Origin of the sequence: Nocardia coubleae NBRC 108252, assembly GCF_001612805.1 — a bacterium.
Classification (GTDB): Bacteria; Actinomycetota; Actinomycetes; order Mycobacteriales; family Mycobacteriaceae; genus Nocardia; species Nocardia coubleae.
In genome coordinates this window covers 42,107-54,916 of record NZ_BDBD01000007.1, presented here as the reverse complement: position 1 = coordinate 54,916, position 12,810 = coordinate 42,107, and the positions used below count along the sequence as shown (strand labels likewise).

The 12,810-nt window shown below is 66.2% G+C and carries 15 protein-coding genes; 7 read left to right on the top strand and 8 right to left on the bottom strand.

All coding sequences use genetic code 11. The features are described from left to right. Positions 1 to 47: 47 nt before the first annotated feature. From NCO8_RS05905 to NCO8_RS05890, 4 genes are all read right to left on the bottom strand, one after another. Positions 48 to 929 (bottom strand): alpha/beta fold hydrolase, encoded by an 882-nt coding sequence (locus tag NCO8_RS05905; RefSeq protein ID WP_245655255.1) that lies wholly within the window; start codon positions 927 to 929, stop codon positions 48 to 50. A 66-nt stretch (positions 930 to 995) separates the two neighbouring features. After that, positions 996 to 1,541 (bottom strand): carboxymuconolactone decarboxylase family protein, encoded by a 546-nt coding sequence (locus NCO8_RS05900; protein ID WP_067637080.1) that lies wholly within the window; start codon positions 1,539 to 1,541, stop codon positions 996 to 998. A gap of 461 nt (positions 1,542 to 2,002) precedes the next feature. After that, complete coding sequence (nadE, locus tag NCO8_RS05895; RefSeq protein ID WP_067637078.1) at positions 2,003 to 2,827, bottom strand: NAD(+) synthase; 825 nt, start codon at positions 2,825 to 2,827, stop codon at positions 2,003 to 2,005. A 6-nt stretch (positions 2,828 to 2,833) separates the two neighbouring features. Beyond that, positions 2,834 to 3,442, bottom strand: a complete 609-nt coding sequence (locus tag NCO8_RS05890) for a TetR/AcrR family transcriptional regulator (RefSeq protein WP_067637202.1) — start codon at positions 3,440 to 3,442, stop codon at positions 2,834 to 2,836. Positions 3,443 to 3,577: 135 nt separating this feature from the next. On the opposite strand from NCO8_RS05890, the gene NCO8_RS05885 reads away from it, so the two are divergent. The 4 genes from NCO8_RS05885 (at position 3,578) to nrdE (ending at position 7,407) form a co-directional block, all read left to right on the top strand. Further along, positions 3,578 to 4,147, top strand: coding sequence for an NAD(P)H-dependent oxidoreductase (locus NCO8_RS05885; RefSeq protein WP_067637076.1), 570 nt, complete (start codon positions 3,578 to 3,580; stop codon positions 4,145 to 4,147). Between the two features lie 388 nt (positions 4,148 to 4,535). Next, positions 4,536 to 4,769: a glutaredoxin-like protein NrdH gene (nrdH, locus tag NCO8_RS05880; RefSeq protein WP_067493089.1), complete on the top strand. Its 234-nt coding sequence runs from the start codon at positions 4,536 to 4,538 to the stop codon at positions 4,767 to 4,769. A gap of 23 nt (positions 4,770 to 4,792) precedes the next feature. Beyond that, positions 4,793 to 5,263: a class Ib ribonucleoside-diphosphate reductase assembly flavoprotein NrdI gene (gene nrdI, locus NCO8_RS05875; RefSeq protein ID WP_067637075.1), complete on the top strand. Its 471-nt coding sequence runs from the start codon at positions 4,793 to 4,795 to the stop codon at positions 5,261 to 5,263. A gap of 38 nt (positions 5,264 to 5,301) precedes the next feature. After that, complete coding sequence (gene nrdE / locus NCO8_RS05870; protein ID WP_157104798.1) at positions 5,302 to 7,407, top strand: class 1b ribonucleoside-diphosphate reductase subunit alpha; 2,106 nt, start codon at positions 5,302 to 5,304, stop codon at positions 7,405 to 7,407. Positions 7,408 to 7,467: 60 nt separating this feature from the next. On the opposite strand, the gene NCO8_RS05865 is transcribed toward nrdE, so the two are convergent. Further along, a complete protein-coding gene (locus NCO8_RS05865; protein ID WP_067637071.1) occupies positions 7,468 to 7,893 on the bottom strand; it encodes an RDD family protein in 426 nt (141 codons plus the stop codon). A 108-nt stretch (positions 7,894 to 8,001) separates the two neighbouring features. On the opposite strand from NCO8_RS05865, the gene pnuC reads away from it, so the two are divergent. Next, on the top strand, positions 8,002 to 8,652 hold the full coding sequence (pnuC, locus tag NCO8_RS05860; protein WP_376739938.1) for a nicotinamide riboside transporter PnuC: 651 nt from the start codon (positions 8,002 to 8,004) through the stop codon (positions 8,650 to 8,652). Then, complete coding sequence (locus NCO8_RS05855) at positions 8,649 to 9,731, top strand: AAA family ATPase (RefSeq protein WP_245655254.1); 1,083 nt, start codon at positions 8,649 to 8,651, stop codon at positions 9,729 to 9,731. Before pnuC ends, NCO8_RS05855 begins: the two co-directional genes overlap by 4 nt. A 48-nt stretch (positions 9,732 to 9,779) precedes the next feature. Here NCO8_RS05855 and NCO8_RS05850 read toward each other — a convergent pair whose 3' ends face one another. Continuing rightward, the gene (locus tag NCO8_RS05850) at positions 9,780 to 10,235 is read right to left on the bottom strand and encodes an RDD family protein (RefSeq protein WP_067637066.1); all 456 of its coding nucleotides are present in this window, start codon (positions 10,233 to 10,235) and stop codon (positions 9,780 to 9,782) included. Between the two features lie 75 nt (positions 10,236 to 10,310). Further along, positions 10,311 to 10,955 (bottom strand): hypothetical protein, encoded by a 645-nt coding sequence (locus NCO8_RS05845; RefSeq protein ID WP_157104790.1) that lies wholly within the window; start codon positions 10,953 to 10,955, stop codon positions 10,311 to 10,313. A 277-nt stretch (positions 10,956 to 11,232) separates the two neighbouring features. Here NCO8_RS05845 and NCO8_RS05840 point away from each other — a divergent pair, with 277 nt between their 5' ends. Then, positions 11,233 to 11,718, top strand: coding sequence for a DUF3558 family protein (locus tag NCO8_RS05840; protein ID WP_084456633.1), 486 nt, complete (start codon positions 11,233 to 11,235; stop codon positions 11,716 to 11,718). On the opposite strand, the gene NCO8_RS05835 is transcribed toward NCO8_RS05840, so the two are convergent. Continuing rightward, entirely contained in the window at positions 11,707 to 12,702 is a 996-nt protein-coding gene (locus NCO8_RS05835) for an LLM class F420-dependent oxidoreductase (RefSeq protein WP_067637061.1), read from the bottom strand. The two genes, NCO8_RS05840 and NCO8_RS05835, sit on opposite strands and share 12 nt — an antisense overlap. Positions 12,703 to 12,810 lie beyond the last annotated feature (108 nt).

The following is a 12,810-nucleotide window of genomic DNA, read 5'->3' as shown; positions in this document are numbered from 1 at the left end:
AAGAGCCGGCTTACCGCCTGGAAGGTGGCGGCGAGGGACGACCGGTCTCAGTGATCGGTGCGGCCGGTGTCCCAGACGCGGTCGGCGAAATTCGCGATGCGCGGGGCGATTTCCGGCAGATGGCTCTCCAGGGCGAAATGGCCGGTGTCGAACAGGTGCAGTTCGGCCTGCGGCACGTCTGCGAGGTAGGCGTGGGCGCCGGGCTCGGGGAAGAACGGGTCGTGCCGACCCCAGAGGATCAGGGTGGGTGGTGTGTGCGTCCGCAGCCAGAGCTGCCAGGCGTCATAGCGCTCGAGGTTGCTGTGGTAGTCGAAGGCCAGCGTGAGCTGCGCCTGTTTCCGTCCGGGCGCGTCGAGGAAGTGCTGGTCCAGGGTCCAGGCGTCGGGGTCGAGCACCTGCGGGTCGGAGACACCTGTTTCGTACTGACCTCGGGTGCCGTCCAAGGTCAGCAGCTCGCCGATCACGTCGCGTGATCCGGGGGTTTCCGGGGTCAGCGCGATGAAATCGCGGGCGCCGTCGGACAGGCCATCGGTGTAGGCGTTGGCGTTCTGCACGATCAGTCCGGCGATCCACTCCGGATGACGCTCGGCGATCCGGAAGCCCACCGGCCCACCGAAATCGAAGACGTACATGATGAAGCGGTGCAGGCCGAGGGCCTCGAGGAAGCCTTCGGTGATATCGGCCAGACGGTCGAACGAATAGGCGAAATCCTCGGGAGCCGAGGTGTGCCCGAAGCCGGGGTAGTCCGGTGCGATGAGGTGGTACCGGCCGCCGAGGGCATCCATCAACCGGCGGAACTGGTGCGAGGCCGAGGGGAAGCCGTGCAGCAGTACCAGCGTCGGCGCGTCGCGCGGGCCGGTCTCACGGTAGAAGACGCGGACACCGTCGACCTCGACGAATCGATATGCGATCACAGGAATCTCGATCACCGTAAACCCTTTCACGGGAGAAGAAGAGCCGGGCCTCGCTGGTGGGCGAGGCCCGGCGAATTCGGGTCAGTGCTGGTGGTGGCGCACCACCGGCCAGTCGATGTCGGTGTCGACCGCCTTGTTCAGGTAGTTGGTGAACACATTCAGGGCGACACCGGCGATGATCTCGGTGATCTCACCGTCGGTCAGACCCGCGGCCTTGGCTGCCTTGATATCGGCCTCTTCGACACCACCCCGGTTGCGGACCACGGCCGCGGCGAAGACCAGCGCGGCCTCGGCTTTCGGGTCCGACGACTGGCCGTGGCGGTTGCGCTCGATCTCCTCGGCGTCGAGCTTGGCGATATTGGCACCGATGTAGCTGTGCGCCGACAGGCAGTAGTCACAGCCGTTCTCCTCGGCCACCAGGAGCGCGATCCGCTCCCTGGTCGCGGCCGACAGCGCGCCGCCGGCGAGCGCGCCGGAGAAACCGAGGTACGCCTCGAGTACGGCGGGGCTGTTGACCATCGCCCTTGTCATGTTCGGGGTAACGCCGAGTGCCTGTTGCACCCCGGCGAGCAGGTCGGCGGCTTTGCCGGTGGCGGCGTCGGACTGGATGAGCGGCAGACGAGACATGAGGAACCTCTTCTTCTGGAACGAACTCGGGATGAGCGGCGACAGCCGGTTTTCTAACCGTCAATCAACAGTTGAAAGGTTAGTAGGGGTCGTGTTGATTCCCGAATCGCGAAAGTTTCTTCGGAAGTCGCGGGCCGCCGCCGCTCAACTGCGTGAATCCAGAGCTCGCTGACCCGTCTGCCCGCGGACTCGATATGCCATGACGCGGTCCGAGCTGGATGAGGGCGGCGTCGATACCGAGCCGCTCCCGCCGGCGCCCTAGGAACGCGACATCCGCGCGTCTCGAGTCCGCGCGCGGATCAGCTCGCGACGAGCCTGTCGCGAATCGCCAAGGGAGACAGCCCATGCCGACGCTGAACGCGCTCGGTGCGGTGAGCGCTACTCACTGGACTCATCCCCAGTCGATGGGCCACCGTCGCCGACGAGACGGCGTTCTGCTCGAAGACGATGCCGATATCGGCCTAGCGCCACCAGGTGTCGAGGGGAGTCACCGGCACGGTGCGCTTGTGACGGGTTGCGGTGAACAGCGATTCGACGCGCTCGGCGACCGCGTCGCTCACCTCCTTGCCCTCGAGGTAGTCGTCGATCTCGCTGTAGCGCACACCGAGCGCGTCCTCGTCGGGCAGGGCGGGGCGGTCGTCCTCGAGATCGGCGGTCGGCACCTTCGACCAGGTGCTCGGCGGCGCGCCGAGTTCCTGCAGCAGCGCGGCACCCTGACGCTTGGTGAGGCCGGTGAGGGGGGTCAGGTCGACACCACCGTCGCCGTACTTGGTGAAGAAACCGGTGACCGCCTCGGCGGCGTGGTCGGTGCCGACCACCAGCAGGTTCTCCTGCCCGGCCAGCGCGTACTGGGCGACCATCCGCTCGCGTGCCTTGATATTGCCGCGCACGAAGTCGCGTAACCGCTCGTGGTCGATGGACCCGGCCACCTCGGCCGACACCGCGTCGACACCGGGGCGCACGTTCACGACGACGCAGCGGTCGGGGTCGATGAAGTTCAGGGCGACCTGCGCGTCGTGCTCGTCGGCCTGCACGCCGTAGGGCAGCCGCACCGCGAGGAAGGTGGCGTCCTTGCCCTCGGCACGCAGCTCCTCGGCGGCCAGCTGGCACAGCCGACCGGCGAGGGTGCTGTCCTGCCCGCCGCTGATACCGAGCACGAAACCCTTCGCGGGGGTGGTGCTCAGGTACTCCTTGAGGAAGTCGACGCGCCTGCGGACCTCCTGCTTCGGTTCGATCTCGGGCTGCACACCCAATTCGGCAATGATCTGTTCACGCAGTGTCCCCATGCCGTCTCACTCTACTTGGGCGACAGGCGAAACAACCCGGCGAACGAACCATTCCCAGTTGTCGCCGATCTGTGCGCGGGTGTAGCCGAGCTCCTCCATCTGATGCAGGACCAGCGCCGCCGAGAGCGTGGCGAGCAGGCCGTCGGCGATCAGGGCGAGCTCGCCGCGCACCCCGGCCGCACGCAACAGCAGCACGATGTGGGCGCGGTGCAGCGCGTAGGGGCCGTCGCCGAAGCGGCCCTTCTCCTCGGCGGCGCGGTGCAGGTCGCCCTCGAGTTCGATATCGAGCAGCCGGGTTCGGCCGAAGGCGATCAGCCGGTCGATCGGCTCGGCCTCGGGCCCGAGCGGGCCTGGTCCGAACATGAAGGCCGTCTGAAACTTCTGTTCGGAGTGGTCGAGCAGGGCCAGCATCAGCCCGGAGCGATTGCCGAAGCGGCGGAACACCGTGCCCTTGCCCACGCCCGCGCGCTTGGCGAGCGCGTCCATGGTGAGTCCGGCGACGCCGTGCTCGCGCACCAGCTGCTGGGCCGCGTCGAGCAGCAGGGCTCGGTTGCGGGCCGCGTCTGCGCGCTCGGCCGGTTCGGCATTGAGGGACGACGGTTGCCCGATCCGCAGCACGCCGGGCTCGTCCGACCTCGGTGTGCTGTAGCTCACGCTGCTCACACGCCCCTCCGGGGAAGTATTCGGACCGCGGTCCGGTTATTGTCGGATGAAACTTGGATCTTTCCACTGAGTACACCAGGAGTCGTCATGAGCGAGACCCGCATCCTTACTCTGGTCGGCAGCCTGCGCGCCGGTTCGATCAACCGCCGCCTCGCCGAGGCCGCCGCACAGACCGCGCCCGAGGGCGTCGACATCGCCATCTACGAGGGTCTCGCCGAGGTCCCGTTCTACAACGAGGACCTCGACGTCCCCGGTTCCGTGCCCGCCACCGCGCAGGCGCTGCGCGACGCCGTGGCCGCCGCCGACGCCGTCCTGCTTGTCACGCCCGAGTACAACGGCACCCTGCCTGCCGTGCTGAAGAACGCCATCGACTGGGCCTCCCGTCCCTATGGTGCCGGTTCGATCAAGGACAAGCCGGTCGCCGTGGTGAGTGCCTCGATCAGCGCGCGTGCCGCCGAGTGGGCGCACGGCGACGCGGTGAAGTCCGTGGGCGTCGCGGGTGGTGTGGTCGTGGAGTCGGCCACGGTGCGGTTCGGCACCATCGGTGACCGGTTCGCCCAGGTGCATCCGGGTGAGGACGCCGAGGCGCTGACCCAGCTCGGTGCCGCGGTGCACGAGCTGGTCGCTGCCGCGAACGGCACGCTCGTCAGCGCGTAAGCTGACAGCGCTCCCGACGGGCGCCGCATCGACACGGTCGATGCGGCGCTCTTTCGTTGTCGAGCCGGTTTGCTGAAGACTCGCCGGTAGGCGAAATCGTGATCTGAGCCACTGTTTCGGCTGCTCGCCGCCGGTGCGTCCTGGGACTTACCCGGTGGAAATTACATCTGTGCGACTCGCAACCCCTTGTGTTGTTCCCATCTGTCGGCCACTAGGTGTAGTGTCTTCGGTACTGGAACACGGTGTGAAGCCACTACTGATCGGGCCCAAGGGAAGGGGTTACGAGCAGGGCTTTCTTCGCCAGATCCAGGAGTTTGCGCAGCATCACCGTTCGTGCACTGCATACGGATCACAGGCTGTGGATCAGGCATAGGAGAGAGGGACTCTAATGACCGTCACCGTGTACACCAAGCCCGCTTGCGTTCAGTGCAATGCCACCTACAAGGCGCTCGACAAGGTCGGGGTGGAGTACGACGTCATCGACATCTCGGAGAACGCCGAGGCGCGCGACTACGTCATGGCGCTCGGTTACCTGCAGGCGCCCGTCGTCGTCGCGGGTGAGGATCACTGGTCGGGCTTCCGTCCCGACCGCATCAAGTCGCTCGCCGTCGCGGCCGCCTAGGACTTCGCTCGGAAGGAGCCGCGATGCCCGAACGGACGACTCCGGGCGGGCTGGTCTACTTCTCCAGCGCTTCGGAGAACACTCACCGTTTCGTCGAGAAGCTGGGTCTCCCGACTACTCGACTACCACTGCACACCGCTGATTCGCTGCGCGTCGACGAACCCTACGTGCTGATCACCCCCACCTACGGTGGTGGTCGGCACGTCATGGGTGAGCAACGGTCCGACAAGGACCTCGTACCGCGGCAGGTCGCCAAGTTCCTCAACGACCCGCACAACCGTGCCCTGCTGCGCGGTGTGATCGCGGCCGGGAACACGAACTTCGGCGAAACCTACTGTGCTGCAGGCGATGTCATCTCGCGCAAATGCGGGGTGCCGTACCTGTATCGCTTCGAACTGATGGGAACCGCTGAGGACGTCGCGCGCGTCCGAGAGGGATTGGGATTGTTTTGGCAACAGCAACCACAGCACCGGCAGGCAAGTCAGCCCGTCTAGAGCGGTCGGCGGTGCGGCCCGACGCCGCGGGCGAGGTGATGGACTACCACGCCCTCAACGCCATGCTGAACCTGTACGGCCCCGACGGCGAGATCCAGTTCGACAAGGACCGCGAGGCCGCGCACCAGTACTTCTTGCAGCACGTCAACCAGAACACCGTCTTCTTCCACAACCTGGACGAGAAGCTGGACTATCTGGTCAAGGAGAACTACTACGAGCCCGAGGTGCTCGACCAGTACAGCCGCGGGTTCGTCAAGCAGCTGTTCCAGCAGGCCTACGCCAAGAAGTTCCGGTTCCCCACCTTCCTCGGCGCGTTCAAGTACTACACCTCCTACACCCTCAAGACCTTCGACGGTAAGCGCTACCTCGAGCGGTTCGAGGACCGTGTCTGCATGGTCGCGCTGACCCTGGCGGCCGGTGACGAGACGCTGGCGAGCAAGCTGGTCGACGAGATCATCGACGGCCGCTTCCAGCCGGCCACCCCCACCTTCCTCAACTCCGGCAAGAAGCAGCGCGGCGAGCCCGTGTCCTGCTTCCTGCTGCGCATCGAGGACAACATGGAGTCCATCGGGCGCTCCATCAACTCCGCGCTGCAGCTGTCCAAGCGCGGCGGCGGTGTGGCTTTGCTGCTGAGCAACATTCGCGAGCACGGCGCGCCGATCAAGAAGATCGAGAACCAGAGTTCGGGTGTCATCCCGATCATGAAGCTGCTCGAGGACTCGTTCTCCTACGCCAACCAGCTGGGCGCGCGACAGGGCGCGGGCGCGGTGTACCTGCACGCGCACCACCCCGACATCTACCGCTTCCTCGACACCAAGCGCGAGAACGCCGACGAGAAGATCCGCATCAAGACCCTCTCGCTCGGCGTGGTGATCCCCGACATCACCTTCGAGCTGGCGAAGAAGAACGAGGACATGTACCTGTTCTCGCCGTACGACGTCGAGCGCATCTACGGCAAGCCGTTCGCCGATATCGACGTCACCGAGAAGTACTACGAGATGGTCGACGACAAGCGCATCCGCAAGTCGAAGATCAAGGCGCGCGAGTTCTTCCAGACCATCGCCGAGCTGCAGTTCGAGTCGGGCTACCCGTACATCATGTTCGAGGACACGGTGAACCGGGCCAACCCGATCAAGGGCAAGATCACCCACTCGAACCTGTGCTCGGAGATCCTGCAGGTCTCGACTCCGTCGGAGTTCAACGACGACCTCTCGTACTCCAAGGTCGGCAAGGACATCTCCTGCAACCTGGGTTCGCTCAATATCGCCAAGGCGATGGACTCACCCGATTTCGGGCAGACCATCGAGACCTCGATCCGCGCGCTCACCGCGGTGTCGGATCAGACCCACATCTACTCGGTGCCCTCGATCGAGCAGGGCAACAACGAGTCGCACGCCATCGGCCTCGGCCAGATGAACCTGCACGGGTACCTGGCGCGTGAGCGGGTGCACTACGGGTCCGAAGAGGGCATCGACTTCACCAACATGTACTTCTACACCGTGGTCTACCACGCGATCCGGGCCTCGAACCTGATCGCCAAGGAGCGCGGTACCGCGTTCGGTGGCTTCGCCGAGTCGAAGTACGCCAGCGGTGAGTACTTCGACAAGTACACCGATCAGGTGTGGGAACCCAAGACCGACAAGGTTCGTCAGCTCTTCGCCGACGCGGGCGTGCGCATCCCGACCCAGGACGACTGGCGTGAGCTGAAGGCCTCGGTGCAGGAATTCGGCATCTACAACCAGAACCTGCAGGCGGTGCCGCCGACCGGCTCGATCTCCTACATCAACCACTCCACCAGCTCGATCCACCCGGTGGCGTCGAAGATCGAGATCCGCAAGGAAGGCAAGATCGGCCGCGTCTACTACCCGGCCCCGTACCTCACCAACGACAACCTGGAGTACTACCAGGACGCGTACGAGATCGGTTACGAGAAGATCATCGACACCTACGCCGCGGCCACCCAGCACGTGGACCAGGGCCTGTCGCTGACGCTGTTCTTCAAGGACACCGCCACCACCCGCGACCTGAACAAGGCCCAGATCTACGCTTGGCGCAAGGGAATCAAGACCCTCTACTACATCCGCCTGCGGCAGATGGCCCTCGAGGGGACCGAAGTGGAGAACTGCGTCAGCTGCATGTTGTAAGTCTTGGCCGACGACCTCGGTGCGGGTGATCCGCGCCGAGGTCGTTCGTCGTGACCGGCCTCAGCCGAAGAAGTCGAAGCAGGCCCAGCCGCCTCGGAACCACTGGATTATCAGCTGCCCGAGAGAGGGGTGGGTGCCGTCGGCGTGGCGCAGGCTGAGGCCGAACGAGCATTTGCCGATGGTGGTTCCGGCCAGGTGCTGGACGATCGTGCGGTGCGTGAACGAGGCTCCGAGCCAGGCGAGCAGGCCGTAGAGGACGCCGGTCGGGCCCTGGACGAGGTGCCAGGTGGTGAGGCCGATCGCGGCGTGCAGGGCCATGTCGATGAGGAAGGCGGGGATCACGCCGGTCTCCGAACCCGTGGATGTGCGTCCGGTGAGGGGGAATTCGTCCTGCGCGGTCGTCGTCTCCGGGACGTAGGTCGATCGTCCGTCGCGCTCGTAGCTGCCGTTCCTCGTCGCGTGCCGGGGCGGTGCTGCGTTGGTCATGCGCCACAGATTGCTCGACTCCGCTTAACAAGAACCGTGTGACGACCTTGGTGACGGATCTCTTGTGCCGCAGCCACGCTCAGGTTATTGTCAATTTGACTAATACTGATGCGGGGGATGACCGTGCTCGATCTGATAGCTGCCTTACAGGAACCGCTGTTCACGCTGCTCGGCACGCCGGTGAGCTGGACCGAGGTGCTCGGATTCGGTAGCGGTGCGCTGTGTGTCTGGCTGGTGGCTCGCCAGCACATCGCGAACTGGCCGATCGGCATCGCCAACAATGTGTTCTTCATTCTGCTGTTCACCCAGGCCGGGTTGTTCGCTGATGCCGGGTTGCAGGTGGTGTTCATCGCACTGGCCGTCTACGGGTGGTGGACATGGGCCACCGGGGCGCCACGGAGTGAACGGCTGCCCGTCCGCAGGACCACACGCACCGAATGGCTCGTGCTCGGGGCGTGCGGTGTGCTCGGCACCGCGGCGATCACCGTATTGCTCGCTACCGCAACCGAATCGACGGTGCCGTTCTGGGACGCGCTCACCACTGCGCTGTCGCTGATGGCCACTTACGGGCAGTGCCGCAAACGCCTCGAGTCGTGGTGGTTGTGGATCGCGGCCGATGTCGTCTACATCCCCCTCTATGTCTACAAAGACCTCTATCTCACCGCGATCCTGTACTGCGGGTTCCTCGCGCTGTGTGTGCGCGGGCTGATCGCCTGGCGGCGGGATGTACGCGCGGAACCGGCGGTTGTGGCGGTATGAGCACCATGAACGCGACTGTCGGGCAATCAGATTCCGCACGCGGGTTCGCGCACGGTTTGGTTTTGGGCAAGTTCTATCCGCCGCACGCGGGCCACCATCATCTGGTGCGCACCGCAGCCGCGCGCTGTGACCGGCTGACGGTGCTGGTCTGCGCCGCCTCGGTGGAGTCGATTCCGCTCACCGACCGGGTGGCGTGGATGCGTGAAATCCACTCGGAAACCGGCATTTCCGTTGTAGGCGCCGTCGACGACATACCCATGGACCTCACCGATCCGCGGGTCTGGGACGCGCACATGGCGGTGTTCCGTGCCGCCGTCCCCGAGCCGGTCGACGCCGTGTTCACCTCGGAGACCTACGGCGACGAGCTGGCCCGCCGCTTCGGCGCCCAGTCGATCAGCGTCGACCCGCAGCGCCGCCGCTACCCGATCTCCGCGACAGCGATCCGGCGGGATCCGATGGCACACTGGGAGTTTCTCGAGCCTCCGGTGCGCGCCGCGCTCACCAGACGCGTGGTCGTCCTCGGTGCCGAGTCCACCGGAACCACGACCATGGCCACAGCGCTGGCCGAACATTACGGCGCCCCTTGGGTTCCCGAATACGGCCGCGAATACAGCGAGCAGAAACTCGCCGCCCTCGGCCCCTCCGCCCACTGGTCCCAGGTCGAATTCACCTCCGCCGAGTTCCCCCTGATCGCCGCCCGCCAACAGGAACGCGAAGACCACGCCGCTCGCGAGTCGGGCCCCGTACTCTTCTGCGACACCGACGCTTTCGCCACCGAAATCTGGCACGAGCGCTACCTCGGCGTCCCCCACCCGACCCTGCACACACCCCCACGCCAGCACCTCTGGCTGCTCACCGACCACACCGACGTCCCCTTCGAAGACGACGGCCTCCGCGACGGCGAACACCTACGCCCCTGGATGACCGAACGCTTCCGCACCGAACTCACCCGAACCGGCCGACGATTCACCGTCCTGACGGGCTCCCACCACGAACGCCTCACCGCCGCCGTAACCGCCGTCGACCAACTCCTCTCCGAGGGCTGGTCTTTCGCCGACCCCCTCCCGGAGAAGCGCTGAAACCTGAGGCGGGTGAATTCCAGGGCGGTGGCGGTGGTGTGTCGGGCTCTAGCCGAGCCAGGCCAGCATCTCGAGGGCGGCGCCGAGGCCACGGAACCACTCCTTGATCAGTCGTCCGAGGGTGGGGTAGGTGCCGTCGGTGTAGCGCATGCGGAGACCGAAGACGGCCTTTCCCAGGGTTGCTCGGGTGAGGCGTTGGATGACGGTGCGGTGTAGGAACGATGCGGTGAGCCAGGCGAGTAGGCCGTAGAGCAGCGATATCGAGCCGGGGACGGCGAACCATGTGGCGGCGCCGATCGCGAGGTGCAGCGACATGTCCAACGGGAACGCGAACCATATCCGGGTGGTGCTGCCGGTCGAATCCTTCGCCAGCAGCGGCCATTCCGCGTCGCGGTCCGGTTCGGCGGGCACTGCCGGGACGAACACCAGCCGACCGTCGCTGTCCCGCTCGTATCTGGCGCTGAGAAGCTTGGTCTCTTTCCGCATATCCACCGAGTCGCTCATGTCGGCAACGTAGGTGGGGGCGCTTAACGGGAACCGTTGATCATGCCAATACTGTGGCCGGGCCAGGTCGAGCTCTCAGTCGACCTGGACTTCGGCGGGCGGCAGCGAATCACCTTCGTGGGCAGGGGCTTTGCTCTCGGCCATCCGCCAGATCTCCCGACCGGTGAGTTCCGGGAACGCGGTGCTGAGGAGGACGGCGGTGGCGAAGCGGTCGCGGGCGCGGGTGTCGAGGATGGAGTCCGCATGGCGGAGGGCTTCGGCGCGGGCGGCGGTGGTGGCGATGCGCTCGGCGAACTTGTCGGCGCGGGTGCTCGCTCCGCGCGACTGCCAGAACAGCAGGGCGCTGGCCGCGCCGGGCAGCAGACCCGCGGCCACGGTGGCGAGCCCTTGCGGATCGCTCGGATCGTCGCCGATCAGGCCGTACATCACCACGCCGATCGCGATCACGCCGCATACCAGCGAGGCGATGGTCGCCAGCCGCTGCTGCTGGAGTGCGCTGTGATGATGCTCGATGTCGAGGGCCGAGCGCTCGCGTGCGGCGGTCTCGAGCCAGTCGGCCTCGGCCTTCGGTTCCGCGGTGTCCTCGGTGATCGTTCTGCTCAGTTGCTGGACGCGGACGCGCGAGCGGCGCGCGTCGAGGAGTTGCAGCGCGGCCGCGTAGGCAGCGCCCAAAGTAGTAGAACCCGCCGCTAATAGTTCGACGGGCATGGTGGCACTCATCGTCCGATTCCCCTTCCCGACCCGCCGACGGGCAGGCCCGGCAGTGATCCTACGTCGCCACTCACCGGAAGTTCGGAGTCTGAAAGCCCGCTGTGGAAACAGGATTCAGCAGAAGCCGCAGTGCCGAGAAGATTCGACAGACGGAGGACCGTACGGATCTGCCACAACCCGGATGGTCGGCAGTGGTGACCGCGACAGTATCGGGCGACGCAGGGCTGGGTGAGGACAATCGCTTGGTAGCTTGGGCGCGTTTGTGAGGCAGTGGAAGGGACCTGGAATGCGCCGGTTGTCGACGATTGGCCTGGGGATCGTGGTGGCGGGCACGGTCGCCGCATGCTCCGGGGACGACCCGGCGGCGAAGGCGCTGTTCGAGCCGTGCGCGGGCGTGGGGGAGCAGGCGCTGACACAGGCGGGGGTCGACCCGGCGTCACGAGTCCCCGCCGGGTCGGCGGAGGCGGGGTGGCAGACGTGCGCGTGGGACGGTGCGACCGCGTCGTTGCGGGTCTACTCGGCGGATCGTTCCCTCGAGGAGTTCGAGGCCGAGGCCGGTCCCGGCAACTTCTACGACATCACGGTCGCCGGACGTGCGGGACGCAAGCTGGTCGACTCGGCCTCGCTGACCACGGTGTGCGATGTCGCCTTCGGCGCCGAACAGGGAGTGGTCCGCATGATCGTGGTGACCAACCCGGGCCAGCCCGCGCCGGACGCCTGCGCGACGCTGACCCGGATGGGGGAGGCGATCGTTCCCGCCCTACCCGCCTAGCGTGGGAACCACCTCGCGCTCGAACAGTTCGATACCGGAGGTGTCGTAGGCGGCTTCGGGGAAGTTGAGGATGGCGTAGCCGAGGCCGAGATCCTTGACGGCGCCCAGCCGTTCGGCGATCTGCTCGGGCGTGCCGGTGGCGGCGCTGCTCGCGAAATTGTCGGTGACGTAGGTCTTGGCCGCATCGGCGCCGAGGAAGGGCGCGTAGCGGTCGATGATGAGCGAGAGACGTTCCTGCACTTCGGTTTCCGTGCTGCCCACCACGGCGTTGAAGTTGGCGCTGCGGGTGATGGCGGCGAAGTCGGTGCCCACCTCTGCGCAGTGTTCGCGCAGGATTTCGGACTTGCGGATGAACTCGTCGGGGACGGCGCTGAAGTTGGTGTAGTTCGCGTACTTCGCGGCGATGCGCAGTGTCTTCTTCTCCCCGCCGCCCGCGATCCAGATGGGAATCCCGTTCTCCTGCAACGGACGTGGGTGCACGATGGCGCCGTCGACTTGGTAGTACCTGCCGTCGAGGGTGGCGCGCCCGGTCCGCCATGCCTGACGGAAGATCTGCACGCCCTCGTCGAGGCGGCCCAGGCGTTCACCGGCGGGCGGGAAGCCGTAACCATAAGCGCGCCACTCGTGTTCGTACCAGCCCGCGCCGATGCCCATCTCCACCCGGCCGCCCGAGATCAGGTCGACCGTCGCGGCGACCTTGGCCAGATAGGCGGGGTTGCGGTAGCTCATGGCCGTACACATCTGCCCCAGCCGCACCCGGCTGGTCGAGGCGGCGAAGGCCGACATCAGCGACCACGCCTCGTGGGTCGCCTCGTCGGTGGGCACCGGGGTGGTGTGGAAGTGGTCGTACACCCAGACCGACTCCCACACGCCGCCGCTGTCGAATCGCTCGGCCAGTTCGCGCATCACCGCCCACTGGTCGGCCGGTTCGATGTCGACCAGGTCGAGCCGCCAGCCCTGGGGGACGAAGATGCCGAAGCGCACAGGTTTCTCCTCAGTGTGTTGACAACCGATGTCGCCGCGCCACGCACCGCGGCTTCCGGTCTCCACTGTTCCCACTGCCGCCCACTCCGGCAACTATTGTGCGCGCGC

Bases quoted from the DNA above. Each gene is read 5' to 3' on its own strand.
- NCO8_RS05900 (WP_067637080.1), bottom strand. From the start codon at position 1,541: ATGTCTCGTCTGCCGCTCATCCAGTCCGACGCCGCCACCGGCAAAGCC.
- nadE (WP_067637078.1), bottom strand. From the start codon at position 2,827: ATGGGGACACTGCGTGAACAGATCATTGCCGAATTGGGTGTGCAGCCC.
- NCO8_RS05885 (WP_067637076.1), top strand. From the start codon at position 3,578: ATGAGCGAGACCCGCATCCTTACTCTGGTCGGCAGCCTGCGCGCCGGT.
- nrdH (WP_067493089.1), top strand. From the start codon at position 4,536: ATGACCGTCACCGTGTACACCAAGCCCGCTTGCGTTCAGTGCAATGCC.
- nrdI (WP_067637075.1), top strand. From the start codon at position 4,793: ATGCCCGAACGGACGACTCCGGGCGGGCTGGTCTACTTCTCCAGCGCT.
- nrdE (WP_157104798.1), top strand. From the start codon at position 5,302: ATGGACTACCACGCCCTCAACGCCATGCTGAACCTGTACGGCCCCGAC.
- NCO8_RS05865 (WP_067637071.1), bottom strand. From the start codon at position 7,893: ATGACCAACGCAGCACCGCCCCGGCACGCGACGAGGAACGGCAGCTAC.
- pnuC (WP_376739938.1), top strand. From the start codon at position 8,002: ATGCGGGGGATGACCGTGCTCGATCTGATAGCTGCCTTACAGGAACCG.
- NCO8_RS05855 (WP_245655254.1), top strand. From the start codon at position 8,649: ATGAGCACCATGAACGCGACTGTCGGGCAATCAGATTCCGCACGCGGG.
- NCO8_RS05850 (WP_067637066.1), bottom strand. From the start codon at position 10,235: ATGAGCGACTCGGTGGATATGCGGAAAGAGACCAAGCTTCTCAGCGCC.
- NCO8_RS05845 (WP_157104790.1), bottom strand. From the start codon at position 10,955: ATGAGTGCCACCATGCCCGTCGAACTATTAGCGGCGGGTTCTACTACT.
- NCO8_RS05840 (WP_084456633.1), top strand. From the start codon at position 11,233: ATGCGCCGGTTGTCGACGATTGGCCTGGGGATCGTGGTGGCGGGCACG.